We start from the raw sequence: 23,964 nt of genomic DNA, 5'->3' as shown, positions 1-23,964 counted from the left end.
TCACTCTATCTGCTGCACTTGTTCACCAAGCAAAACAATCAGTTTCCGATCAATCAAATCGACCAAGGCATAGACATCTGACGGTGTTTTCGGACGGCGATAGGTCCGGTTGTTATAGAAATCGCCAAAGCTGTTTTCTGGCTCCATCACTGAAAGAATATGAGCCAGGGTATCCAGACAAGAGCCTGCCAGCAGGAAAACCTCTGCCGGAATGGCTTTGTTTTGCTCTCTCACTACGCTTTGTACTTTCGGAACGCCGTAGTCATCGGCCAACACATTGAGTCTTTTTGATAAGCCAGTAAGCGCGATAAACACGCGATCAGGGGTATAACCCTGAACAGGAATAATCTTTCTGGGCAGGGAACTCGCTAATTCAGGTTTATAGCGATAGGCGTAATGCATCACGATGGCATCAAGGTTTTTAACCAGTGAGAAGACTTCTGTGGGGGTCAGCTCGCCGTAACGATCGGAATAACCATATGCCTTGGCATCGTGTGTCTGTGCGTGCACTGGAGAGGACGTAAGGAAAATGAGCGCGAGTAAACCCGCCGTTGCCAGTGACGTTTTCGACCTTCGGGGCGACAGCATGTCACCGGACTTTGAAATAAATAAGCGCCAAGCTTCCTTCACGACGGCAATTACCCTGATTCAATAACGAGACGAAATGAGTGAAATCGTGATTTTGACTCATATTTAAGTCTAGACCGATATAGCGAAACGTGTGGCAGCGGGTGAATACCTAACTACCTGTTTCAGAATGGTTCGAGGATTGGTGAGAGGGAAGTGAACAAGATGAGAGGGAGGAGTATAGAAGCCGCACTAAAAAGCGGCTTCGTCGGCAGCGGCAATTTGCTGTAGCCAGCGCCCCAGTTTCAAGATTTCTGGCTGTCTTGCGCGGTGTTTTTTGTAGACGAAATAGAGGCTATCTCCGGTAGGAATTTCATGCAGAGGAATTCGAACCAATTGCTCGCGGTCTATCTCGTTCATGAAGTAGTGGTTGAGCAGGGTGACGCCATGGGAATAGCGCGCCGCTTCTGTGGCGAGCAACATATGGCTGAAGGTGTGAATTTTTACGTCTCTTGGTAGCGAGTAGCCTCCGACTTTACACCACTCTTTCCAGTCGTTTTCCATCAAGGATCTTACAGACAGCAAAGGATATTCCCAAAGCGCTTCAGGCAAGGGTTTATCTTTGATTTGTTGCCAGATTTTGGTGCTGCATACTGGGTAAATGTATTCGGTGTACAAAAGCTCGTATTCGTAGTTTTTACCGGGCGCAAAGTCGGTGATAAAGCAGTCGCCCATTTTGTCTGAGAGATCCGGGCGGTGAGCGTACATCTCAAGAGAAAGGTCGATTTCAGGGTGCTTAGTGCGAAAATCTGAAAGCTGGGGCATGAGCCACTTCACCGCAAGCGAGCTGAAAACTGCAAGACGAAGGTTGCCTGAAACCCCTTCACGAACCTGAAGACTGGCGCGGGCAATGGCTTGGAGCGGGTCGCCAATATCATCATAGTAACGCTGCCCCACCGGGGTTAAATGCAAGTTCCGACCCTGACGTTCAAACAGGGACTCTCCCAGAAAATCTTCCAATAAACGGATCTGGTGGCTGACGGCACTTTGGGTCACGTTCAAAGATTCTGCTGCGCGCGAGAAGCTGTTTAAGCGGGCAGTGGCTTCGAAATATTGAACGGCTCGGAGTGGTGGAAGTTTCATTATCTAAAAAACTCATAGAACCCGAATAATCATCATTATACGTCATGAAAAAGTGCCGCTACTATGAGGATTCTGTGAGCTATGTTGCTTTTTCTCGCTTAAAGGAGGCCTTAGGTATGCGCAATATCTCAGTAGGTTTCGCCATGACGTTGTTGGTGATAGGAAACCTCAGCGCAACGTTTTCCGATGCGCTGGTTAAAACCATGGAAGGAGGGCCAGACGGTGCCATCTTCCAGTTCGCGCTGTTTCGTCAGGTATCTGCCGTGCTCATTTTGCTGCCTTTCTGTTTTACGGCACCTGTGAAGAATTTGACGTTGGGACTGAAATGGCACGCACTGCGCGCGCACATTTGGTTGCTTGGTGTGTTTTTCTCAGTGATCGCGTTGACCACGATGCCCTTGGCGACAGCGAATGCGATTTTCTATGCAGCACCCTTGATCATGCTTCCGCTTGCAGCGATCTTTCTGCGTGAGAAGCTTTCTGCGCCGTCGATCGTGGCTGCGGTAGTGGGCTTTATTGGTGTATTAATTCTGGTGCGTCCAACCGAGTTTAGCTGGGCGGCGATGTCCGCACTGATTGTGGCGGTGACACTGGCCATCAACAACCTGTTGATCCCGAAAATCCCGCGCATTCAGACGGTGCCACAAACGCTGCTTCTGCATAACCTGATTGGTATTCCAGTCGCGTTTGCATTGGCACTTTATGAGGGCATGCCTTTCAGCCTGGACTTGTTCTGGCGCGCCGCTGGCTCGACCGCATTTATTCTGGTCTACGCTGCGACTTGTGTGATCGCATATCGCGCCGCGGAGAGCAACAAGATTGCCAGCGCCGAATACAGTGGCTTGGTGTGTGCTGTTGGTGTGGGTTTGGTGTTGTTCGGTGAAGTGCCGGATATGCTGATGGTGGTGGGCACGACCCTGATTGTTGTTCCACTGCTGTGGCTGGCAGGATGCGAGAAACGAAAGTCCCGCAAAGCCAAAGCGGCTGCACTGGAAAAAACGCCAGAAGAGATTGCTGAGCCAGCATAACTGAACGAAGAACAGCGAACCCAAAACGCTCCCCCGCTTGCAAAAGTGGGGGAGTTTTTTTATATCCAGCCGCAAATTCGCATGCATTTTTCTTAATTTGAATACTGGAAGGCGAAATGCCGGGCAGATTGGTTGAACTGTCTGTAAGCAGTCAATAAAGTGAGGCAAAACAAAAGAAAAGTGAGGGCAGGGATAACCCCTTCACATGGTTGGCAAAGGAATCTCTCATGTACAAATACGTCTTCGCAGCTCTGCTGCCAGTGATCATCGCTGGCTGTTCGTCTTCAGAAAAACCGACCTTTGATATCGCGGCTCAGCAGGAGAAAGAGCAGGAAGCTGCGAAAAAGGGCGAGGTGCTACCGGAGCCGGCTTCTCTGTATTTTGTGGGGAGCAACGACTCACAAGATTACGATCCTGAATGGGACGACACGCAAAAAACCAATCAACAGAAGCTTTTCATTGCTAACGGCGATCACGAAGTCACCCTCTTTACCGATCACCTTGAATGTACAGACCCGATGGGGCTGAACATGGAAAGTCTGGGCACCAAGAGCATGACCATGCCTCGGAGCGAGAAAGTAACGCTGAATGTGTCTTTTCACGCCAACAGCTTTGCCGCGGGTGGTGCGTCTTGTGTAAACACCTTTACCTTCAACGTCGATGAAGGGAAAAGCTACACAGTGAACCATAAATTCAGCTTGGAAGACGGCCTATGTACTGTGTCGGTGTTTGACGATGAAGCCAAATCTGAGATTGATGTGTTTGCCCGCAAAGGCCCTTACCTTTGTACGCCTGAAGATCTGAATGAAGACAACGCAGCCCAACGCATTGAACTCAATGCCGGCCGCTTCTAATCCTTTAATTTCGTCGGAACGTTAGCGACCAGGTAACTGATGAGCGCTTTCAGTCTGGCGGGTTGGTGCCGGTCTCTGTGATACAACAGATAGAGCGGCACCTTATCCACCTTCCATTCTGTAAACACCGACTCGAGTTTTCCTTCCGCTTCGTAAGACGTGCAATACAGCGCGGGCAAGCGACAAATCCCATTCCCCTGAAGGGCCGCATTTAAAAGCACATGACCGTTTTTACATTGTAAATGGCCGTGAACTTCCACATCGGTATGCTGTTCTGGGTCGTCGGACTTCACGTATCGCCACTTGGTAACAGACCCAGTCAGGCAGTCATGCTGCTGTAACTCTTTGGGATGTGATGGCCTGCCTTTGCGCGCGAAATAGTCTGGTGAAGCGTAGGTGCCTATCTTGATTTCTCCGAGCTCGCGGCCAATCAGAAGGGAATCTGCCAACGCGCCCATTCGAAGAACCAAGTCAAAACGGGACTGCACCAGATCAACCCGTTCTGAGCTGAAATCAAGCTCGATGCTGATCTCCGGGTTTTCGGCACAGAAGGCATGAATCACATCACCAATCAAAGACTCTCCCAAGATACCGCCAACACAGTTCACCGCGATATGGCCGCGCATCTGATCAGCATCGTTGCTGGCTAGAGTAATCGCCTCATCTAGTTGCGAAAGAGCAGCCCGGCAGCGACTAAAGAAGGTTTCTCCTGCCACGGTTAAGCGCTGAGATCGGGTTGTGCGGATGATCAGCTGCACACCCAACCTGGCTTCAAGCTGACTCAACTGGCGCGACATATGAGCGCGGGAAGCATTTAGCGATTCTGCGGCTTTAGAGAAGCTACCGGTTTCTGCAATAGCAACAAAGGCGCGGATGTCACTCAGGCTTTCGCCGAGGATTTCTTTATTGGTGTTCATTTAGTAACACTGAGTTTTATTGTGACATATATATCAACAATGATGACTTATTTAGAATGCAGCCTCAACCAAAACAACAAGGTCTTTGAGGAAGAACATCATGAAAAAGTTGGCTGTTATTACAGGTGCAAGTTCAGGTATCGGCGAAGCGATTGCAAAACAACTGTCTGCACTGGGTCATCCACTGCTGCTGGTGGCTCGCCGTGTTGAACGTTTAGAAGCATTGAACCTGCCAAACACTCTGTGTCGTAAAGTCGATGTGACTGACAAAGCCGCATTCGAAGCGGCAATTAAAGAAGCCGAATCGGAATATGGCGAGGTAGATCTGCTGGTCAATAATGCAGGTGTGATGTTGCTGGGTGATGTCGCGACACAGAACGCAGCAGAGTGGCAAACTATGTTCAACGTGAACGTGGTTGGTTTGCTAAATGGTATGCAGGCAGTGCTTGAACCAATGAAAGCTCGCAACGGCGGCACTATTGTGAATATCAGCTCAGTGGCTGGTCGCAAAACCTTCCCGAATCATGCTGCTTACTGCGGCACTAAATTTGCGGTTCACGCGATTTCTGAAAACGTGCGTGAAGAGGTGGCGGATGCCAATGTTCGTGTCATCACCATCGCTCCTGGCGCGGTAGAAACCGAGCTGCTTTCCCACACCACCAGTGATGAAATCAAAGCAGGTTACGACAGCTGGAAAGACGAAATGGGCGGCGTTCTGGCTGCAGATGATATCGCAAGCACCGTTTGCTATGCGTACTCCTTCCCACAAAACGTGTGTGTGCGTGAGATTGTGATCACCGCGACTCGTCAGCAGCCTTAAGTAACAGAAATGGCTAACAGCTTAAAAAAGCCACCCTTTCGGGTGGCTTCTTTCATCCATAGCCAAGAAAGAGTGTTGGTAAGAACAGTGAAATGCCTGGCACAAAGGTAATGATGAGTAGTGCGCCAATCAGTACGCATACCCAAGGGAGTATCCGACGGGCTATTCGTTCAAAAGGAATCTCCCCGACCTGAGCGGCCATGAATAGATTTGCCCCCAAGGGTGGAGTGACAAAGCCGATGGCAAGCGCCACGATCATCACAATACCAAAGTGCACCAAGTCCACCTGAAGTTTGGTCAATACAGGCAACAACACAGGCGTCAGGATAACAATGGATGCCAGAGTTTCGAGGAAGGTACCGATGATCAGGAGCAATACCAGAATCGCTACCAACACCAGATACTTGTTTTCTGTGATGGAAAGTACGAACTGCGCTAGTTCAGTGGGAATTTTCTCCAGCGCGATGATACGACCAAATGCTACTGATGCGCCGATGATGACCAATACAGCGGATACCAACATCGCTGATTCCAGCATGATTTTGGGTAGTGCTTTGAAGGGTAACTCGCGATAAACCAGGCAGGAGACGACCAAGGCATATACCACCGCGACAGCAGATGATTCTGTCGGCGTAACGATGCCACCGTAGATACCGCCCAGAATCACCACAGGCATGATGAGTGCGAGCTTGGCCTCGTTGAGCACATGAAAGATTTCCTTCCAGGTAGGAGCCGGACGTAATTCCGTCATGCTCGCTTGAGTGGCTTGCTTGCGGTAGAAATAGTTGTAAGTCATCAAGGTTAACGCGATGACCAAACCCGGCAGAATACCCGCCATAAAGAGCGCGGTGACTGATACACCGGCCGCTACGGCATACACAATCATGACTACTGATGGAGGGATCATCACCCCCAACCCGCCGGCGCTGGCGACCATTGCGCCTGCATAAGCGCGGTCATAGCCACGTTTTACCAACGCTGGAATCATCGCCAGTCCAACCGCCGCAACGGTTGCCGAACCTGTGCCTGAAATAGCGGCGAAAAACAGACAAGCCATGATGGTGACCGTGCCCAAGTCCCCCGGTGCACGGCCGAACAGTGTGTCAGCAACTGCAATTAAACGCTTGGAAATACCGCCTTTACTCATCACATTACCTGCCAGTGTAAACAGCACCACAGCAATCAGGGTGAAACTGTTGATGCCACTGACAAGTCCGAGTGCATAAAGGTCGGGTTTTAAAAACGGTATGTATATGATTGCCACGAGAGAGGCTGAGCCCAGCGCAATGCCGATGGGCACGCCAATCAGTAGCATGACAAAGAAGCTAAGAAAGAGGATCAGAGAGGTCATTGTGGCATCTCCTCATTCTGGTACATGGAGATATCGCCACGTACCCCAATCAGATAGAGAGAGTAAAGCAAACGCAGCGCACACAGGAGACCTGAAAAAATGATGGCTGCATAAAGCACAGACGTTGGCCACTGGGTGGCAGATAAGGTTTTACCCCGGGCAATGGCTTGCTGGGTGATCTCGATGCCCAATACGCAGACCGTGATGGAATAAATCAGGAAAATCGACTCACTGACAAGCAAGATCATGCGCTTGAACTTAGGGGGAAACTTATCGACAAAAAACGTCACGCGCATGTGCCTGTGCTCACGAATGGCATAGCTGATGCCAAAGTAGATGAGGTACACAAAACAGATCCTTGCGATTTCGTTGGCAACAACGATGGACGTCGAGAAAGCGAAGCGCGCTATGACGTCCGCAAAAACCATGATGATGATAGTGATCAGGCTGGCGACAATCACCGTGGGCTCAAAGTATTTCTCAAGAGCTCGGAACATACTGCCTTCCTTGTGCTTTTCTTGCTGGGTTTGGGATAGAAGCGGGCTTAAGCCCGCTTTGCTAACTGGGAGGGTTATTGCGGGTTCAGGTTCGACATGAACTCGTCGTAAAAATCGCTACCGACTTTCTGTCGGATATCCTGCTCAATCGCTGCATTCATGGTTGCTCCCAAACGCTCACGATCTGCCAACGGAAGTTCGTTCACCTTGAGCCCTTTTTCTTTCAGAGCGGCCAGCGTTTCGTTGTTGGTTTTCATGGTGAGGTCACGCTCAAGCACGATGGTTTCACGGGCGACTTCGTCGATAAGCTTGCGGTCTTTTTCACTGAGATCGTTGTACCATTCCAGATTCGCCATCCAGAGCTCAGGCCAATAGATGTGGTTGGTCAGGGACACGTAATCCTGCACTTCAAAGAAGCGCTCTACGAGCATGGAAGACAGCGCACTTTCCTGACCGAAAATCAGGTTCTGTTGAAGGGAGGAATAAATTTCACCCCATGCCAGCGCAATCGGCACGGCATCAACAGAGCGCCACGCTTTAATCGCGATAGGGTTGTCTGCTGAACGCATTCGTAGACCTTCAAAGGCTTCGTAGCTGTCGAGCGGGGCGCGGTTGTTCGTAAAGCTTCTAAAGCCCAGTTCCATAAAGCCCATGGATTTGAGACCTTGCTTTTCCATGGCTTTAGCGAGTGACTGCCCGGCCTTTCCGTCGAGTACATTGCGCGCAGTGTCTTCATCTGCAAACAGCAAAAACTGGTCAAGCACAGCAAGCTCGTTAACGGTGGAGGAGAGATGCACTGACGCGCCAGTCGCCATGGTGATATTGCCGGATTGAACCAGCTCGGTCATCTCGCGCACCCCACCAAGCTGGCCGCCTGGGTAGATTTCCACTTCGATCTCGCCGTTAGAGCGCTTTTCGATTTCCTTTTCGAAATACAACAGCGATTGGTGGATGGGTGACACTTCAGGGGTGGCATGGCCTATTCGAATCGTAGTGTCGGCAAAGGATGCGGTAGAGGTGAGTAGCCCGGCTATGACAGTGATCATCAGTGACAACTTCATGGTGTACTCCTTGTGTTTAGCCGTATTGCGTTGATTGTGAGGAAACGGGCAGCAACATGCTACCGTTGGAAATCAGGTACGAACGCGTTCGAACTCTGCCCAAGCCTGCTCAAACCGCTCGAAATCAAAGCCTTCTTCTTTGGCGGCTTGCAGGACAATTTGCTCATTGCGAAGCAAAGTTTCTATCGCGTCTTGAAGCTTGGGAATGATGTCTTTGGGAATGACGACAGCACCGTGTCTGTCTGCGTGGATCAGGTCGCCTTCATTGACGGTCAAGCCAAACACGGAAACGGGTTCGCCAATGGATTCGATGTGCACGAAAGCATGACTTGGACCAATGGAACCTGCCAGAACCGGAAATGCGTCGGGCAAATCGCCCAAATCCCGCATCACGCCATTGGTGAGCACGCCTGAAATGCCAAAGCCCTTGTGCACATTGGTATTAATCTCGCCCCAGAAAGCGCCCACTGCGTTGGGATAATCCAAGTCTTCAATCACAGTGACCGAGGGGAAAGGGCCTTGCGACATGTATTTGTAGTACTGCATGCGCAGGGCTTTCACCTCGTCGGGTGGAAGAGTAGAAGGTTCAATCGCAGCAATCTGTGCGGTTTTGGCATAACCCACCATGGCCTTGCTTTCAGGATCAGAGGCAAGCAGGGTGCTACGGGTGTATTGGTCAAAGCCGCGCTGACCTTGCGCCACTTCGATGGCATTGCAGACAGTGGGTGTGTCGACGCTTAACAAGAGCTTATAGAGTGGTTTATCCATTAACGTTTCAACCAGGCGTTCAGTGCGCGCGTGGTTGCCTCCGGTTTTTCAAGCGTGGGCAGATGCCCGGCAAAAGGAATGACGACAAAGTCTGCATGTGGAATCAGCAACTTCATGGTGTCGTGTCGGTCTCTGGGGCAAAGCTGGTCGTCTTCCCCCATTAAAATGAGTGTAGGGACAGTGACCTTGCTGAGGGTGTCCTGTTGGTCGGGGCGATCCCTCAGCGCCAGGGATTGATTGATAAAGCACTCATCCCCAAGATCTCTTGCCATTTCCATACACAGCTTTTCGATGTCGGGCCGGGGAATGTCGCGGTGAACGTATTTTGGGATCATGATTTCCCGCATGATATCGAGCATTTCCCCCTTGGCGGTTCGCTCAAGGTGAACCTTTCGTCCATCTTTTACTTCTTCGGCTTCTGCCCGCGGATTAGTGTCCATCAGGGCGAGCCGCGAGACACGATCGGGTGCTTGCCGAAACACCTCCATGGCGAGGATGCCGCCCATAGAAAGACCGCCGAGTGAGAATCTTTCGGGAGCCTTTTTCAGCACTTCTTCGGCGAGGATGGACATGCTGTCATGACCATGAATCTTCATGACGATGACTTCACGCTCCTCACCCAGAGAAGCAAGCTGATGCGCGAACAGCCGTTCATCACACATCATGCCGGGAAGCAGGACTAACGGCTCCTTCATGCTTCCTCTCCCGCCCATGTCAGACCTGCTGGGTCATCAGTGCGCGTCACGCGAAAAAGACTGGCTTCACCAGAAGCAGTGACCTTGAGTGAGTAGTTGGTGCCTTCGGGAAGCCAAACTGTATCACCAGGATTGAATATTTCTGTCTTGTCTTGCCAATTGACCGCCCAGTGTCCGCGCATCACCATCAGTACGACGTCTTTTTGTGCTTGAAGTGTTTCGGCGAGCGGAGAATGGCGGGAGAGAAAATCGACTTCAAAACCCGGTTTGTCGATTAATAACCCATGCTCACCAATCACTTTTACGGCTCCCTGAGCAGCCATGGCCATCATATCCCAGTAGCGGGCAACGTAGTGTTTGACGACGGTGGTGGCATCAGGACGCAGCAGGGCATTTAGCCAGTCCTGCTCTGGCAATGGCATCTCGAACTCGCCATCGGGCAGAGCTTCGTCTTTCTTGGTGTCATACAAGCGACCTGTTTCACCCAGCACTAATCCGTGGGCTTGAGCCGCTTCGCGAACGTGCGGCGCCCAAATGACGCCACCACCCGCATCATTACCGCCCAATATGGACATGATCATGCCGTAGTCACTGCCGATATTTTCGAAACCACGGAACAGGCGGGTAGGGATATTGAAGATATCGCCCTCTTCCAACACGACCTCGCCATCTTTCCCTGTTTCTCCCCAGAAGAATCGCCAGCGGCCTTTAAGGACAAAAAAGACTTCGGCGGTGTCATGAGAATGCAGTGAGTTGAAACAACGTGGTGGTTGACCTGCCGCGCCGATATTGAAACCGGGCGTGGCTTTGATGTGTACGTGCTGATCAGGGCTTTCAGAGACGCCACCGCCAATAATGGTGAAATTTTCTTTTTCAGAAGAGCCTGGCGTGTGCGCGTCTATAAATGCTGATCGGCACGGGATCAGTTCGCCAAATCTCACCCATTGTGGCTGTTTCATTGTTCACTCCTTGATGACTGTTATTCGTCGACCGCATTAACCTGTGTGAAGCGCGATCTGTTTCCATATCGCCGTTTCATCAAACAACACGAATTCGCGTCTTATGCCGTAAGGGCCAAACTCCACATGCGCTGCTGCCATCACGTAAACATCTGCACCGCTTGGCTGACCGAAGAGGCCCCAACCCTCATGCTTTCCGTGAAGGGAAAAGCGGACCGCCGCGCGAGGTGGCATCATTGGGTCGTCGCGCCCAATTTGGTGTTCAATCTTGAAGTTGGCATTAGGGAAGCTGGCGCGGAGGCCAATCCAGAATTGGTCGATTGCCCCCCATGAGTTGACTGTCAGCCCACCTGGATATTCCGCCTGACAAGCGCGGTCATAATCATCGGGAATGCAGGAAAACTCTGCATTCATCATGCGGGTTAATACCTCGGCGTAACGCTGTCCCCATTCGTTGTCGTTACCCTTACCGAGATAAGGGCCTTGCTTATCTATCGCGGGCGTGAAGGGACGGGCGCAAAGTTCGTGTCCCCCCTGGTCGGCGATTTGCTGAATAGCGAAAGCTTTGGGGTCGCGCCCTAACTGACGCACGATGGCGCCCAGATCCCGGATGAGCCATTCGTCGTTGATTTGATTGTTGATGGCGTGGCAGTCAGCAATGATGCGGTAACGAAGCTTTTTGCCCGTGGCTACGCCGAATTGTCCATCGCCCATGTGCGTTGCTTCGGACAAAATACGGTGTGATGAGAGCATGCCGTCTTCTGGCGTTCCGCTCCAAATAACATCTTCGCCATATAAGGTTCTGTCTGGGAATTCATTAAGTGTGCCGGCCGTTTGGGCAATCACATCTTTGTTGCCAATGGTCAGTCCTGCAGGGGAGCGGACGACGATGTCTTCACCATAGTAATTATGAAGCGAAGCGAGATTGCGCCCTTCCCAAATTTCATGCGTTATAGAGATGATGTAGTCGGGAAAGTCGACAAACTTTTCATTGAACCCCTTCATGATGTCCACCCCTCTGGAATTTTGGCTGAGCCTCTGACAATCAGTGGCGAGCCTATCGCCACTTTCTGCGCGCCATCGTTTTCATGTCGCACCTGCTGGAGCAGGATGCGTACTGTCTCGCTCACCATGATGTCGGCGCGCTGCGCAAGTGTGGTGAGGTTATAGCTTGGCCAAGTGGCGGCGGGGACATCGTCGTAACCAATCACGGAAACATCCTCTGGAATGCGAAGCTGCAAATCGAAGCGAATGGTATCCATGACTGCCAGTGCCATATGGTCGTTGGCGACAAAGATTGCGTCTGGCGGGTCGGCGTGGAACATCTCCAGCGTTGCCTCCCGCGCTTTTGCCATGTCGAACATGCCTTCGCCACGGGAATGTAGATCCATGCCTGCCTGCTGCAAGCCTGCGCGGAACCCAATTTCCCTGTCGCGTTGGGTCGATGTGGAAGCCAGTCCTGCCATATAGCTGATTTTCTTGTGCCCTCCGGCAATCAGAAATTCCGCTGCTGTCATGCCACCGCTGAAGTTATCTGAGGTAACGGAAGACAAGTCATCGCTTTGTTGCGAGCGGTTAAAAAGCACAATCGGAACGCCAACAGAGCGACAGCGGGCAGCAAGTTCAGAGGACAAATCCACTGAGGCGGCGATGATGCCGTCGACCTGATAATCGAGGATTTCCTCAATCACTTCTTCGATAACGGAATCAGTGTTATTGGCCATGAAGATCAGGACGTGGTAGCCCTGTTCTTGAAGCTGGTTGGAGAGTTTTTCCAGTGCATCCGGATAAAACTGATTGTTAAGGTAGGCGACCACCAAACCAATCACGCGGCTTTTGCCAGAGACCATGGCGCGCGCTAATACGTTGGGCCGGTAGCCCAGCTCCTCAGCGGCCTTCTTCACTTTATCTATGGTTTTCTTCGAGGCAGAGCCGCCCGGTGTAAACACCCGGCTGACCGCTGACTGGCTGACGCCTGCGCGTTTGGCTACATCGGTTGAGGTGACTTTTTCGTTTGCCATTATTCTGCTGTCCAACCTCCGTCAACTTTGATGGACGTACCCGTCACCATGGCTGAAGCATTGGAGGCGAGATACACCACCGCTCCCATTAAGTCTTCCACTTCACCGACGCGATCCAGTTTGATGTGGCTTTCTATCCACGCGCGCTTTTCCGGGTCGTTGAAGGTGGCAGCAGTGAGGTCAGTTTTGATGAAGGTCGGGCAAATGGTATTCACGCGAATGTTCTGTTTGCCCCACTCAATAGCCATTGCTTTGGTGAAGCCTTCAACAGCATGTTTGCTGGCGCAGTAAACGGCGCGATCAAGGCCACCAACGTGCGCCATCTGACTTGAAATAGAAATGAGGCTGCCGGGCCTGCCAGCATCAATGAGCTTTTTGGCCGCAAACTGAAACAGGAAATACGCCGCTTTCACATTGAGACTGAAAACGTGGTCGTAGTCATCGATTTGGGTTTCCAATGCCGGAGAGTGTTTCGCTAAGCCCGCCGAATTTAGCACGACATCAAAGGGCTCTTGCTGATTAATCGCATTCTCCAACGCATCGAGATCTGTCATGTCCAGCGGCAGCGCTTCAGCGTGCAGCCCCTCATCAGACAGTGCTTGTTGCAGGGCATTAAGCTGGTCTGCCCGCCGAGCCACCAAAGTGACATGGGCACCTGCTCTTGCAAGTGCAGTCGCACACGCAAGGCCAATGCCTGATGAAGCGCCCGTGACAAGGGCACGCATTCCCGTTAGGTCAAAAGAAGGGGTTTTAGGCAGCGCAATGGTCATAATTCTTCCTTGGGTAGCTCGACCGCACCGCGCGGTCTGGCTTTGTTGAATTCCTTCAGTCTGCCAAAAACATCGACGCCGAGCTGAGCGTAAAGATCTAAAAGATCAACCAAAACCCAGTTTTCAGCGATCTTCCCATCTTCGATACGCCAGAAGTCCAGACTGCGTAATGTGACGTGTTTTCCAGCAGGCGCGATTCCCAGCCAGCCATCGGCACTGAGTGTCTGGCGCATGTTTGGCCAGCCTGTAACAGCGACATAGTTATCCTGGGCAAACAGGTGCCAGTCAGCATCGCTGTGCTGTTTTCCCCGATCCGGCATGGCGTTGAGAAAAGGAATTTGGTGCCAGTTTCGAAAGCCAGCCAGCCCGCGACAGGTGCCAATACCTGAAGGGCCATACCATGTGAGGTTGCTGTGCCAGTAATCGGGAAGATTCATCACTTTTGGCCCGCCCTGTACGGGGTGGAGCATTAAGTGAGTCAGCATATCGAGCACAATGTGTGTATTGGTGGTGGCTTCTTCCGAACCCGGCAGCACCGAAGAAAGTGTTTTAACGCCATCACAGGTTGCAGGACCCGGCACCAGTCCTTCACGTCCAAGAGACGGTGCCATGGGCCAGGCATTCGCCTGCATCATGACTTCGACCAGATCCCATATCGCTTGAACTTCTGTAATGCGGTTTCTTGATAGTTGATAGAACTCGTGGAAACGCATGTGCGTGAAGTGCCCCGTTGGCGGAATATCGAGAAACGGGTTGAGAAAGGTGCCGCAGTAATACCCGCAGCAACCAATCCATGGCTCGCCATTCTGGTCTTTTCCATGAATGACGATGGTATCCCGACGCTCAAGATCCGGCATGGCTTCAAGCAAAGGTTGATAGCTTTGCGAAATCCATTGCATTGCTCCTGTCATGTCACCAAAGGGGTGGCACATATGGATAACCGCGTTTTCGTCAAACACGCATTGGACTGCTTGCTCAAGCCCGGCCAAGTCGGCCCGTCGCTGGCTATTTCGCCAGTCGGTGAAGGATTCGAAAATGCCAGACTCTACTGCCGTCATCGTCCGTTATCCCCTTGACGCAGCTTCGCCGTATGGCACATCTTTGTGGCCATAGCGTCTGACTCGGATGTTGCATTGCTCAGCGTGTCCGACAAAGCCTTCCAACATACAAAGGCGCGAACCATATTCACCCACCAAGGTTGCGGCTTCATCAGTTAGGATTTTCTGATAGCTGTGTGTTTTCAGGTATTTACCTACCCAAAGGCCGCCTGTGTATCTCCCCGCTTTTTGGGTTGGCAGGGTGTGGTTGGTGCCAATCACCTTGTCGCCGTTGGAGACGTTAGTGCGTGGGCCTAGAAAGAGGCCCCCGTAGCAGGTCATATTGTCGAGGAACCAATCGTCCCGGTCGGTCATCACCTGTACGTGCTCATAGGCCTTTTCTTCTGAGACGGCGAGCATTTCGTCATAGCTGTCACACAGAATGATTTCACCGTAATCGCGCCAACTGGCGCTGGCGGTGTCTGCGGTGGGAAGAATTTTCAGAATACGTTCGATTTCTGCCAGCGTGTCATTGGCGAGCTTTTCGCTGTTGGTAACAAGCGCGGCTGGCGAGTTATAGCCATGTTCAGCTTGACCAAGCAGGTCGGTCGCACACATTTCCGCATCTACCGTGTCATCGGCAATTACCATGGTTTCTGTCGGGCCAGCAAAGAGGTCTATACCCACGCGTCCGAACAACTGGCGCTTCGCTTCAGCCACAAAGGCATTTCCCGGACCTACCAGCAGATGGACAGGCGCAATGGTTTCTGTGCCTAGCGCCATGGCACCCACAGCCTGGATACCGCCCAAAACATAGATTTCGTCGGCACCACCCAAATGCATGGCTGCGACTACCGCAGGGTTAGGCTCGCCATTAAAGGGCGGTGTACAGGCAATCACGCGTGGCACGCCAGCAACTTTGGCGGTAGCGACAGACATGTGCGCTGAGGCCACCATAGGGAATTTTCCACCCGGGACGTAACAGCCCACGCTTTGTACTGGAATGTTTTTGTGTCCAAGAATGACCCCCGGAAGCGTCTCCACTTCCACATCGCTCATTGACGCTAACTGCACTTTAGCGAAATTAGTGACCTGCTCATTGGCAAAGCGGATATCTTCCATGTCTTCCGGCGAGACTTTGGCAATGATGGCTTCGATGTCTTCTTTTGAAAGCAGGAAAGATTCGGGTGCGTAATTGTCGAATTTGATCGCCAGTTCACGCACTGCGGCATCACCTTCTTGCTCAATTTTCTTCAGGGTATCTGCGACGATCTGGACGACTTTTTCATTGTCGCTCTCTCTATCAGATTCCGACTTCCCTGATTTTAAATATCTGACTGTCATGTGTTTTCCCTCTAAAGGCGGTAATGCGTGAGAATTAAGAAGCCGGTGATGGCGGGACTTTTTCGTTGCGATCAAACGCTTCCCATCCTTCGCCGTTAAAAACATCGACGCCGAGTTGGGCGAGTACATAGGGAAAGTCCACCATGACCCAGTTGTCGACGATTTTGCCGTCCTGTACTTTCCAAAAATCCATGTAGCGGATTTCGACTTCTTTTCCGGTCGGTGCCACGCCCATGAATGTGCCGGTATGTTTGGCGGTTTGATGACCAAATGCGGCTGCCCATTCGCCCATGTAAAGTCTCGCTTCGTCTATGCAAACTTTGTCTGAAAAGGCAGCTTGAAAGGGTTTTTGCCAGTTCCTCTGAAATGCTTCCAACCCATGTTTGGTGCCACAACCCTGATTACCGAACCAGCGAAACCCTTGCGAGAAGAATTCGCCGATGTCGGCAATGCGGTGATCGTTAAGGCCGTCCACCATTGATTCGATAACCTGACGGGTTTCATCCGTCTTGTTCATGTCTGTGTCTTTGGTCAGTGCCGCCTGTTCGGGCCTTGAGCCTTTCATTTACGCGGACTCCGGTTGAGAGAGCCGTTCACCAGTTTCTGCGTCGAAAAGGTGGCAAATGCCTGCGGAAATCGTGGCTGAGAAGGGTTGGCCAATGTCGGTGACATACTCCTTATCCGCTTTGATGGCGACAAGTTCATCATTGACCTTTACAGTGATCATGGTGGCATCACCCAACAGCTCGATGGAGAAGACCTTGGCATTAATGCCGCTGGCCGCTTCACTGCCATCAGTGACAACAGCATCTTCGGCACGAAATCCCAGCGTGATGTTGCCGGAAAGGCGCTTATCCAACCCTGTGATGGTGACGTTCTCTGCGGTAAATACTCCGCCTTCAATGGTGCCCTTCATCAGGTTCATGGCTGGTGAGCCGATGAAGCTGGCGACAAAGGTATTGGCGGGATAGTTGTAGATTTCGGTTGGCGTACCGACCTGCTGCACGTTACCTGCGCTCATTACCACCACACGATCTGCCAGTGTCATGGCCTCAATTTGGTCATGGGTGACGTAAATCGTGGTGATTTGCAATTCGTGGGAAAGGTTTTTGATTTGCGCCCGCGTTGAAACGCGTAGCTTTGCATCAAGATTCGAGAGCGGTTCGTCCATCAGGAACACATTGGGCTCGCGGACAATGGCGCGCGCCAAAGCAACACGCTGGCGCTGACCGCCGGACAGATCCGCTGGGCGGCGGTGTAGGAAATTGGTGAGCTCGACCATTTCGGCAGCACGCATGACTTTTTCATCATGGGTTGCTGGGTCAATGTTACGGACCTTGAGAGGAAAGCGGATGTTCTCGTAAACGCTCATGTTGGGGTACAACGCATAGCTTTGAAATACCATGGCGACATCTCTGTCTTTTGGCTCAAGGTCGTTCACCACCTTGCCATCAATCAGTATTTCCCCACTGGTCGCTTCCTCCAGCCCTGCAATCATGCGCATGGTGGTGGTTTTTCCGCAGCCTGATGGTCCAAGTAAGACCAGAAACTCTTTGTCAGGAATGGTCAAATCGAAATCTTTGACGCCGATAAAGTCGCCCCAGCGTTTATCGATATGACGCAACTGCACTTCAGCCATGATTGCTCTCCACGTTGAACGAAACCTGTTGGGTACGTATTCAAAATAAGCAGAGAAATATGAGTTTTAGAATATGAAAAATAGTGATGTTTGAGTGCTGTCACACAAATAAATTTACTTAGCATTCAATCTTAATAATAAGAAAATCAATAAAATCATTGTGTTGTAAATGAATGAAAAATATCATTATTTTAATATATCTTTCACTTATCAATAAGTTAAAAAGAAATATAGCCGCGCAATTTTCACTCAAATTAGAAAGAAAGATTTCTTGCTAAAAAAGAATAAAACTACAAACCTTCTTTTTGCATACGTATCTATTTTGATTCATTGCCAAACTGGCATGTTTGCAAAGGTTGCCGTTAGTTAATGCTTATCGGAAGAAGTAGGAGAGCGACATGAAATGCAGTGTGAAAGGGATAGCCGTAGCGGGCTTGCTCGCTGTCACCCATCAGGCCAGCGCCGCCGAGGGGTGTGGTGCCGGAGAAGGAACCGTAAACATATTGTCGAATGACTTTCCTGCGCTTCATGCTGTTGCCTCCATGGCTGAAGGTTGCGCAACAGACACATTGACCGTGACAAAAAACCAGACCAAAGACCATCGCGATCTGCAAAACGCAGCGTTGAAAGCCAACCCAGCTAAATACTCCACCGCGGTGGTATCTACCAGTTCGATTGTTCCTTTGTTAAATGAAGGTTTGATCCAGCCGCTTGATGATCTGGTTGAGAAGTATGGCCAGAGCCTTCAACCCACCCAATTGATCAAAATCGATAACAAGGTGATGGCAGTCGCTTTTATGGCGAATTCGCAGCACCTCTTTTACCGCAAAGACATCCTTGAAAAAGCCGGTGTCGAGCCACCAAAAACCTTTGATGACATGATTGCGGCAGGTAAGAAGATTCAGGAGATGGGACTGATGAAGTACCCCATTGCCCTGAACACCAAAACTGGGTGGAATTTGGGTGAAGAGTTCATCAACATTTTCAGCGCGACGGGCGAAGGGTTCTTTAAACCGGGTAGCGCAATTCCAAACCTCGATAATGCCAACGGCGTAAAAGCGCTCAACACATTAAAAGCCCTGACAGCGCTTTCCAACCCTGATTTCCTTACCTTCGATTCCAACAGCACTCAGGCACTTTGGGAAGACGGCAAGATTGCATTGGCGTTGATGTGGGGTTCCCGGGCGACCGCCATTTTGGATGACGAAGGGGCAAGTCCAGAGGTGGTTGCTAACACAGTGCTGACCAATACGCCGGCCTTCTCTGACGGAGGCACACCGGGCGCGACACTTTGGTGGGACGGTTGGACGGTTTCGAGCAACCTTTCTGCGCAAGACGCTGAAGCAACATTCAAAGTGATGACCCACGCCATTTCTAAAGAAATGATGCAGGAGAATCAGGAAAAAGCCGTTTGGTTGATTGAAGGTTATCAGCCCGATGCCTCCGCCATGGGGGTGGTTGCCACGGTGCAAGAGCAGGCAACCCCCTACCCAATGCTGCCTTACATGGGTTTGCTGCATACCGCACTGGGTGCGGAGCTGCCTGACTTCCTCTTAGGTAATGAATCTGCAGAACAAGCGCTTAAGGATGTAGAAGCGGCATATATGACTTCTGCACGAGAACAAGGTTTTCTGTAATCACTTAGCTTCTGTCATTACGACGGTTCTCTGGAACAAGGCCCCGGAAGGATTCGGGGCTTACCGAACGAAAGGTGGAGTTCATGCCACATCGCACATTCTTAAAATTCATGTGGCCATCGTTATTGGTCATGTTTTTGCTCATCGCATTGCCGATCGTTTCAGTATTCGTTCAGTCGCTTTATGTGGAACACGAGCAAATTGTGTTGGAAACGGAAAACTGTGGTCCGTTTGGCTGTAAAACCACGGTTGCGGTTGATCGCGAAGCGACAGACAAACTTCGCGAAGAGGAGCCGCTCGGGCGTTTTAACGGCATGGATACCTACACCAACCGAAGCCATCTGGCCTTTCAGGAGTTAGGCGAAGCGTGGGATGCTTCATCTTCCATGGGTGACTTTGTCGACCGCATGATGAATCTGCCGTTTTACAAAGCGCTGGTCTTTACGCTGGCGTATACCTTCATCGTCACGCCTTTGGTGATTGTGCTGGGGCTGGTGGTGGCGCTTTGCGTGAACGCATTACCCAAGTTAGTCAAAGGTCCCACGATCTTCCTCTCGTTGCTCCCCATGATTGTGACGCCATTGATTGGCTCACTGATTCTGTTCTGGATGATCGACGCCGATGGCGTTATCGGGGCGACCCTACAAATCTGGTTTGACGACGACAGTCTGTCATTGAAAGCCTCGCCGACACTGACCTGGATAACACTCTTTATTTACGGCATTTGGTCGTCGGTGCCTTTCTCTTTCATCGTCTTCTACGCCGGACTTCAGACCGTACCGACCGACACACTGGAAGCCTCGATGATTGATGGGGCTTCGCGTTGGGAAACGATTCGCTATGTGGTGATCCCGCATATGGCACCGCTGGTGACTTTCGTCGCCTTGATGCAGCTGATGGATAACTTCAGGGTGTTTGAACCCATTGTCGGCTTTGCCGCTGAAGCGCATGCGACTTCACTCAGTTGGCTTATCTACAACGACTTGCGTGGCACAGACTCCCAGCTCTTTGGCTCTGCTGCATCCACATCCATGCTCACCATTTTGGGTGTGGCAATTCTACTGATGCCTGTTTTCATTCGAACCTGGCGTGATTTCAACCGTAAGTCAGCCTAGGAGGGCATCATGGAAGAAGTACGTAAGAAGCCCATCTGGCTAAAAACCGTCTCGATTGCCTTTGTTATTGTTTGGCTACTCATTGCTGCAGGCCCGTTTCTTTGGACCGCTTGGGGCTCATTCAAAGTGCAGGCAGATTTCTTTTCCAAATCTGATTGGATGAACGCGATTTACGGTGTAAAGACCTTGCTGGAAACGGGTTCCGAGTTCACGGGGCAAGGTTACTACGGCGCGTGGATTGAGCAGGATTTCTGGCTCGCCGCCATCAATACCTTTGTGGTGGTGTTCTCTGTGGTCATCATTTCACTGACCATTGGCACCTTGGGTGGTTACGCGCTCGCCCGCTCGGGTTTTCGTTACTCTTTATGGATTTTGATGATTGCCTTGGTGCTTCGCGCCATGCCGCACATCACCTTGGTTTCGGGTTACATGCTGCCATTTTTCGAGTGGAATCTGTGGGGGCACCTTGGCACCACCATTATTGTGCTGGTGGCCATCAACCAACCCTTCACGCTGTGGATGCTGCACTCCTTCTTCCTCAACATTCCAAAAGACATGGATGAGAGTGCAATGGTAGATGGCTGCACCCGATTCCAAGCCTTTAAGCACGTGATTATCCCGGTGATGTGGCCGGGCGTGATCACCACAGGTTTGTTCAGCTTCCTGCTGGCCTACAACGACTTTGCCGTCACAGGCATGCTGCTCAGTCAGGAAAACCAAACCATGGTGCCGAAGATAGCGAGCTTCCTTGGCACCACGCAGGTGGAAGGTAATGTGATGTTTGCGGTTGCTGCGGTGGTGTCGGCGATGATCCCGCTGTTCTTCCTGGTTCTCTTCTTCCAAAAACAAATTGTGTCCGGCTTAACTGCTGGTGCGGTGAAAGGGTAGGTGGTGTCATCAGTGCTACAACAAGCGAAAGAGAAAGTGTGGTCGTTTTATCAGGCATTGGACGCTGCTACAAATGATCAGCTGGAGGCCGTGTTTGGCGAGTTTTGTGCGCCAGATTACTGTTTTCGGGGCTGTCATCCCTTTAACGAAATCGACAATGCCAGTGATGTCATCAAGACAGTCTGGCAGCCATTGAAAGCTTCCTTCCGTGCTATTCAGCGTCGTCAGGATATTTTCATGGCAGGTGAAAACAGCCTGGATGAGGATGGCAGTATTTGGGTGGTATCGATGGGGCACCTGATGGGCTTGTTCGATCAACATTGGCTCGGCATACCCAGAACTGGTCGTATGGCATTCTTACGCTACTGCGAGTTTACTCAGGTGGTAGATGGCAAGATCGCTCAGTCTGCTTTCTTTGCGGATATCCCCGGTGTGATGGTGCAAGCGGGGGTAAATCCTTTCCCACCTCAGAGTGGGGCGCAGCTTATACAACCCGGCCCGATCACCCATGACGGCATCATGACAACCCTTCAACCTGCACAAGAAGGGGCGAAGACGCTTGATGTCATCAACAAGATGATTTCCGACTTGGGCAATTGGGACAACAAACTGAGTTTGGAAGAAGAGCTGGCGCTCACCTGGCACGACGACATGATTTGGTGGGGACCGACCGGCATCGGCGCGAGTTATACCATCGAACGATATGCCAAGCAGCACTCTGGTATTTTCAGAGCCAGCTTTTCCGACCGCATCTTCAACGGTCATGTCTGTAAGTTCGCCGAAGGGCATTTCGGCGGCTTCTTCGGATGGCCGAATCTCAGCCTGAAACCCTCGGGCGGCTTTATGGGGATGGCGGCGAGTGACAATTACTTCGATATGCGCGTGATTGATATCTATCGCCGTGACGGAGACAAGCTCGCTGAAAACTGGGTGTTTATTGATTTACTTTATTTCTTCTATCAGCAAGGCATCGACATTCTGGCGAGAAACCAACAGCTGAGTGCAGAGAGTCAGAGTGATATGACCAATAGGTTTTACTGATTTCTACGTATTGGCAACACTATGCGTGACGCACCGCCTTTGGAATAGCACAAAGGCCATGCAGGCGAGCAGTAGTGGAATAAGTAGATATTGGACAGAAATGCGTTAGATTTGACGCTCTAAGATACAAGCTTCGCATGAGCTGACTTATGGCTAAATGGATTGTCAGTGTCTGACAAGGATTTATATCTTCCTGACGGCGCTCGCCTGTCATTCTGAGACGGGCGACCTACCTTCCTGTGCGCATCCGAGCAAATTACTAAATAAAGGACGGGTTTGTTCAACACCAAAATAAAGTGTCGGCTGCGCGACACTTATTCATATTTGTTATAGCTGCTTAGTACACGTATGAATAGTGACTGCTGTGCGAGCTATGGGAACTATGCGAGCGGTGAGAGCTATGGCTAGAGTGAGAACGGTGGCTGTAATGTGCCGCTAGTAGGTTCTCACCTTCAGTTGGAGCTAGGTTGATCACGCGAGCTTGGCCTTCTACTTGCAGAGTGGATAGGATAGAACTAGCGTCACTGATTGGTGCACTTGCTGGAGCTGCTGCTGCGCCGAAAGATAGTGTAGCTGCTAGAACGCCGGTAACTAGAGTTTTGATTTTACGAATAGGTGATTTATCACCACTTTTCTTCAGAGATGGTAGTTTCATTATGCCTCCACTGGCACGATATTAATGGTATCTGTTAACAAGAACTTTTCGTTTGTTGATGAGAAGAAACCGGCACATTCCGACTTCATACTGCACAACTCACAAGATGGGTGGTACGCAGTTTTGAAATCACTAATACTTTGACGGCAATGATTCCAAATCGATGGATCGACAAGGCAAAACGGTAGGTTGAAGACAGACACGTTCATACCAAACAGAGTGAGCATCCCAACCACATGGGATAGCTTTGCTTTATACTCAACCGGATCGATCCACAGATCTTTGTAGTTCATCTTCGCAAAACCCATGTTCTCCATCCCCATTAGGGCTATGTGGTTCACGAATGGTAAGTTGCGATGAATAAACTCAACTAATAGGTCCAACTCTTCTACAGTATGTTTGTGAAGAACGACCCGCAATTCTACTTCGATGCCTTGGCGCTTACATTCATAAATACCATTGATAGTTTGCTCAAATGCACCTTTGGCTTGAACAATGTAATCGTGGATATCTGAAGTTGCGCCGAACAGCGGGATACCTACGAACAATTTCTTAGTCGTAGCACCCAGCTCTTTCGTGTAGTCGCGGTAAGCAAAGAAACGACCATTTGATAGCAGTTGGATAACTGTTTCGGGAAATTTCTCTGATGCTTTGCTAATCACCTCGATCAAGCCTTCGCGAATCATCGTCGGCTCACCGCCAGTGATCCCAAGTGACTCTGGTGCATCGCATTCACGAATCAGAGATATAATCTCTAACAAGTAATCAGTACAGTGCTCAATTGAGACCGGCTTAGGTGGCTGCGGACACATAACACAATAGTTATTACACGCGTCCGTAGCGAACAGCGCATTGTTGCCTGACTCTGGATTAAACATCACGCGGATTTTACCACTTGGTGCGATCTGCAGTACTGAACCTTCTACCAAGTGATCGTAATCAATCTTGACCACTGGTAAACTTACTTCGCCTATTGGTTGTTTGGTAACAATAAGGGAAGCCTTCTCCAACATCGTTTGATCTAGCTCACCACCTTTGTAGTAGTACAGTACGTTTTTGCCCTGATAATCGTCAGACCATGAGCATACAGCTAAACCTAGCTGTTCGCCCTGAATACCAGTCGTCTCCGACTTCAGCGCTACTTTGAACTTTTCCAC

At 50.8% G+C, this 23,964-nt stretch carries 25 protein-coding genes; 7 read left to right on the top strand and 18 right to left on the bottom strand.

What is annotated here, in order from left to right; translation table 11 throughout:
- Entirely contained in the window at positions 1–630 is a 630-nt protein-coding gene (locus GCE9029_RS10800) for a hypothetical protein (protein ID WP_231870081.1), read from the bottom strand.
- Between the two features lie 189 nt (positions 631–819).
- Positions 820–1,710 carry a LysR substrate-binding domain-containing protein gene (locus GCE9029_RS10795; RefSeq protein ID WP_062663282.1) on the bottom strand — a complete coding sequence of 297 codons (891 nt, stop codon included), beginning with the start codon at positions 1,708–1,710 and terminating at the stop codon, positions 820–822.
- Positions 1,711–1,826: 116 nt separating this feature from the next.
- Here GCE9029_RS10795 and GCE9029_RS10790 point away from each other — a divergent pair, with 116 nt between their 5' ends.
- Both GCE9029_RS10790 and GCE9029_RS10785 read left to right on the top strand, forming a co-directional pair.
- A complete protein-coding gene (locus GCE9029_RS10790; RefSeq protein WP_062663281.1) occupies positions 1,827–2,738 on the top strand; it encodes a DMT family transporter in 912 nt (303 codons plus the stop codon).
- Positions 2,739–2,965: 227 nt separating this feature from the next.
- A complete protein-coding gene (locus tag GCE9029_RS10785) occupies positions 2,966–3,592 on the top strand; it encodes a hypothetical protein (RefSeq protein ID WP_062663280.1) in 627 nt (208 codons plus the stop codon).
- Here GCE9029_RS10785 and GCE9029_RS10780 read toward each other — a convergent pair.
- Entirely contained in the window at positions 3,589–4,509 is a 921-nt protein-coding gene (locus GCE9029_RS10780) for a LysR family transcriptional regulator (protein WP_062663279.1), read from the bottom strand. The two genes, GCE9029_RS10785 and GCE9029_RS10780, sit on opposite strands and share 4 nt — an antisense overlap.
- Before the next feature lie 100 nt (positions 4,510–4,609).
- Here GCE9029_RS10780 and GCE9029_RS10775 point away from each other — a divergent pair, with 100 nt between their 5' ends.
- Complete coding sequence (locus GCE9029_RS10775; protein WP_062663278.1) at positions 4,610–5,329, top strand: SDR family oxidoreductase; 720 nt, start codon at positions 4,610–4,612, stop codon at positions 5,327–5,329.
- Positions 5,330–5,381: 52 nt separating this feature from the next.
- On the opposite strand, the gene GCE9029_RS10770 is transcribed toward GCE9029_RS10775, so the two are convergent.
- The 13 genes from GCE9029_RS10770 to GCE9029_RS10710 all read right to left on the bottom strand — a co-directional run bounded on the left by GCE9029_RS10770 (position 5,382) and on the right by GCE9029_RS10710 (position 17,471).
- Entirely contained in the window at positions 5,382–6,680 is a 1,299-nt protein-coding gene (locus GCE9029_RS10770) for a TRAP transporter large permease (protein ID WP_062663277.1), read from the bottom strand.
- Positions 6,677–7,177, bottom strand: coding sequence for a TRAP transporter small permease (locus GCE9029_RS10765; RefSeq protein ID WP_062663276.1), 501 nt, complete (start codon positions 7,175–7,177; stop codon positions 6,677–6,679). Before GCE9029_RS10765 ends, GCE9029_RS10770 begins: the two co-directional genes overlap by 4 nt.
- Positions 7,178–7,251: 74 nt before the next feature.
- Positions 7,252–8,238: a TRAP transporter substrate-binding protein gene (locus GCE9029_RS10760; protein WP_062663275.1), complete on the bottom strand. Its 987-nt coding sequence runs from the start codon at positions 8,236–8,238 to the stop codon at positions 7,252–7,254.
- A gap of 72 nt (positions 8,239–8,310) precedes the next feature.
- Positions 8,311–9,006: an RraA family protein gene (locus tag GCE9029_RS10755; protein WP_062663274.1), complete on the bottom strand. Its 696-nt coding sequence runs from the start codon at positions 9,004–9,006 to the stop codon at positions 8,311–8,313.
- On the bottom strand, positions 9,006–9,701 hold the full coding sequence (locus GCE9029_RS10750; RefSeq protein ID WP_062663273.1) for an alpha/beta fold hydrolase: 696 nt from the start codon (positions 9,699–9,701) through the stop codon (positions 9,006–9,008). The genes GCE9029_RS10755 and GCE9029_RS10750 overlap by 1 nt, the downstream gene beginning before the upstream one ends.
- The gene (locus GCE9029_RS10745; protein ID WP_062663272.1) at positions 9,698–10,660 is read right to left on the bottom strand and encodes a cupin domain-containing protein; all 963 of its coding nucleotides are present in this window, start codon (positions 10,658–10,660) and stop codon (positions 9,698–9,700) included. Before GCE9029_RS10745 ends, GCE9029_RS10750 begins: the two co-directional genes overlap by 4 nt.
- Positions 10,661–10,696: 36 nt before the next feature.
- A complete protein-coding gene (locus GCE9029_RS10740) occupies positions 10,697–11,665 on the bottom strand; it encodes a nuclear transport factor 2 family protein (RefSeq protein ID WP_062663271.1) in 969 nt (322 codons plus the stop codon).
- Positions 11,662–12,681: a LacI family DNA-binding transcriptional regulator gene (locus tag GCE9029_RS10735; RefSeq protein WP_062663270.1), complete on the bottom strand. Its 1,020-nt coding sequence runs from the start codon at positions 12,679–12,681 to the stop codon at positions 11,662–11,664. Before GCE9029_RS10735 ends, GCE9029_RS10740 begins: the two co-directional genes overlap by 4 nt.
- Entirely contained in the window at positions 12,681–13,451 is a 771-nt protein-coding gene (locus GCE9029_RS10730) for an SDR family NAD(P)-dependent oxidoreductase (protein WP_062663269.1), read from the bottom strand. Before GCE9029_RS10730 ends, GCE9029_RS10735 begins: the two co-directional genes overlap by 1 nt.
- On the bottom strand, positions 13,448–14,509 hold the full coding sequence (locus GCE9029_RS10725) for an ester cyclase (protein WP_062663268.1): 1,062 nt from the start codon (positions 14,507–14,509) through the stop codon (positions 13,448–13,450). Before GCE9029_RS10725 ends, GCE9029_RS10730 begins: the two co-directional genes overlap by 4 nt.
- A gap of 6 nt (positions 14,510–14,515) precedes the next feature.
- Complete coding sequence (hisD, locus tag GCE9029_RS10720; RefSeq protein WP_062663267.1) at positions 14,516–15,832, bottom strand: histidinol dehydrogenase; 1,317 nt, start codon at positions 15,830–15,832, stop codon at positions 14,516–14,518.
- Positions 15,833–15,866: 34 nt separating this feature from the next.
- The gene (locus tag GCE9029_RS10715) at positions 15,867–16,397 is read right to left on the bottom strand and encodes an ester cyclase (RefSeq protein WP_062663266.1); all 531 of its coding nucleotides are present in this window, start codon (positions 16,395–16,397) and stop codon (positions 15,867–15,869) included.
- Positions 16,398–17,471, bottom strand: coding sequence for an ABC transporter ATP-binding protein (locus GCE9029_RS10710; RefSeq protein ID WP_062663265.1), 1,074 nt, complete (start codon positions 17,469–17,471; stop codon positions 16,398–16,400).
- Positions 17,472–17,869: 398 nt separating this feature from the next.
- Here GCE9029_RS10710 and GCE9029_RS10705 point away from each other — a divergent pair, with 398 nt between their 5' ends.
- From GCE9029_RS10705 to GCE9029_RS10690, 4 genes are all read left to right on the top strand, one after another.
- Positions 17,870–19,108, top strand: coding sequence for an ABC transporter substrate-binding protein (locus tag GCE9029_RS10705; RefSeq protein ID WP_062663264.1), 1,239 nt, complete (start codon positions 17,870–17,872; stop codon positions 19,106–19,108).
- A gap of 83 nt (positions 19,109–19,191) precedes the next feature.
- The gene (locus tag GCE9029_RS10700; protein WP_062663263.1) at positions 19,192–20,223 is read left to right on the top strand and encodes a carbohydrate ABC transporter permease; all 1,032 of its coding nucleotides are present in this window, start codon (positions 19,192–19,194) and stop codon (positions 20,221–20,223) included.
- Between the two features lie 9 nt (positions 20,224–20,232).
- Positions 20,233–21,111 (top strand): carbohydrate ABC transporter permease, encoded by an 879-nt coding sequence (locus GCE9029_RS10695; RefSeq protein ID WP_062663262.1) that lies wholly within the window; start codon positions 20,233–20,235, stop codon positions 21,109–21,111.
- Positions 21,112–21,114: 3 nt separating this feature from the next.
- Positions 21,115–22,152 (top strand): nuclear transport factor 2 family protein, encoded by a 1,038-nt coding sequence (locus tag GCE9029_RS10690; RefSeq protein WP_062665587.1) that lies wholly within the window; start codon positions 21,115–21,117, stop codon positions 22,150–22,152.
- Positions 22,153–22,489: 337 nt separating this feature from the next.
- Here GCE9029_RS10690 and GCE9029_RS26325 read toward each other — a convergent pair whose 3' ends face one another.
- Together GCE9029_RS26325 and hxsC are read right to left on the bottom strand one after the other, a co-directional pair.
- A complete protein-coding gene (locus GCE9029_RS26325) occupies positions 22,490–22,807 on the bottom strand; it encodes a hypothetical protein (protein WP_157487803.1) in 318 nt (105 codons plus the stop codon).
- Entirely contained in the window at positions 22,807–23,964 is a 1,158-nt protein-coding gene (gene hxsC, locus GCE9029_RS10685) for a His-Xaa-Ser system radical SAM maturase HxsC (protein ID WP_062663261.1), read from the bottom strand. Before hxsC ends, GCE9029_RS26325 begins: the two co-directional genes overlap by 1 nt.

The organism is Grimontia celer (assembly GCF_900055185.1).
Taxonomy (GTDB): Bacteria; Pseudomonadota; Gammaproteobacteria; order Enterobacterales; family Vibrionaceae; genus Enterovibrio; species Enterovibrio celer.
This window is presented reverse-complemented; position numbering and strand designations above follow the sequence as displayed.

Bases quoted from the DNA above. Each gene is read 5' to 3' on its own strand.
- GCE9029_RS10795 (WP_062663282.1), bottom strand. From the start codon at position 1,710: ATGAAACTTCCACCACTCCGAGCCGTTCAATATTTCGAAGCCACTGCC.
- GCE9029_RS10790 (WP_062663281.1), top strand. From the start codon at position 1,827: ATGCGCAATATCTCAGTAGGTTTCGCCATGACGTTGTTGGTGATAGGA.
- GCE9029_RS10785 (WP_062663280.1), top strand. From the start codon at position 2,966: ATGTACAAATACGTCTTCGCAGCTCTGCTGCCAGTGATCATCGCTGGC.
- GCE9029_RS10780 (WP_062663279.1), bottom strand. From the start codon at position 4,509: ATGAACACCAATAAAGAAATCCTCGGCGAAAGCCTGAGTGACATCCGC.
- GCE9029_RS10775 (WP_062663278.1), top strand. From the start codon at position 4,610: ATGAAAAAGTTGGCTGTTATTACAGGTGCAAGTTCAGGTATCGGCGAA.
- GCE9029_RS10770 (WP_062663277.1), bottom strand. From the start codon at position 6,680: ATGACCTCTCTGATCCTCTTTCTTAGCTTCTTTGTCATGCTACTGATT.
- GCE9029_RS10765 (WP_062663276.1), bottom strand. From the start codon at position 7,177: ATGTTCCGAGCTCTTGAGAAATACTTTGAGCCCACGGTGATTGTCGCC.
- GCE9029_RS10760 (WP_062663275.1), bottom strand. From the start codon at position 8,238: ATGAAGTTGTCACTGATGATCACTGTCATAGCCGGGCTACTCACCTCT.
- GCE9029_RS10755 (WP_062663274.1), bottom strand. From the start codon at position 9,006: ATGGATAAACCACTCTATAAGCTCTTGTTAAGCGTCGACACACCCACT.
- GCE9029_RS10750 (WP_062663273.1), bottom strand. From the start codon at position 9,701: ATGAAGGAGCCGTTAGTCCTGCTTCCCGGCATGATGTGTGATGAACGG.
- GCE9029_RS10745 (WP_062663272.1), bottom strand. From the start codon at position 10,660: ATGAAACAGCCACAATGGGTGAGATTTGGCGAACTGATCCCGTGCCGA.
- GCE9029_RS10740 (WP_062663271.1), bottom strand. From the start codon at position 11,665: ATGAAGGGGTTCAATGAAAAGTTTGTCGACTTTCCCGACTACATCATC.
- GCE9029_RS10735 (WP_062663270.1), bottom strand. From the start codon at position 12,681: ATGGCAAACGAAAAAGTCACCTCAACCGATGTAGCCAAACGCGCAGGC.
- GCE9029_RS10730 (WP_062663269.1), bottom strand. From the start codon at position 13,451: ATGACCATTGCGCTGCCTAAAACCCCTTCTTTTGACCTAACGGGAATG.
- GCE9029_RS10725 (WP_062663268.1), bottom strand. From the start codon at position 14,509: ATGACGGCAGTAGAGTCTGGCATTTTCGAATCCTTCACCGACTGGCGA.
- hisD (WP_062663267.1), bottom strand. From the start codon at position 15,832: ATGACAGTCAGATATTTAAAATCAGGGAAGTCGGAATCTGATAGAGAG.
- GCE9029_RS10715 (WP_062663266.1), bottom strand. From the start codon at position 16,397: ATGAAAGGCTCAAGGCCCGAACAGGCGGCACTGACCAAAGACACAGAC.
- GCE9029_RS10710 (WP_062663265.1), bottom strand. From the start codon at position 17,471: ATGGCTGAAGTGCAGTTGCGTCATATCGATAAACGCTGGGGCGACTTT.
- GCE9029_RS10705 (WP_062663264.1), top strand. From the start codon at position 17,870: ATGAAATGCAGTGTGAAAGGGATAGCCGTAGCGGGCTTGCTCGCTGTC.
- GCE9029_RS10700 (WP_062663263.1), top strand. From the start codon at position 19,192: ATGCCACATCGCACATTCTTAAAATTCATGTGGCCATCGTTATTGGTC.
- GCE9029_RS10695 (WP_062663262.1), top strand. From the start codon at position 20,233: ATGGAAGAAGTACGTAAGAAGCCCATCTGGCTAAAAACCGTCTCGATT.
- GCE9029_RS26325 (WP_157487803.1), bottom strand. From the start codon at position 22,807: ATGAAACTACCATCTCTGAAGAAAAGTGGTGATAAATCACCTATTCGT.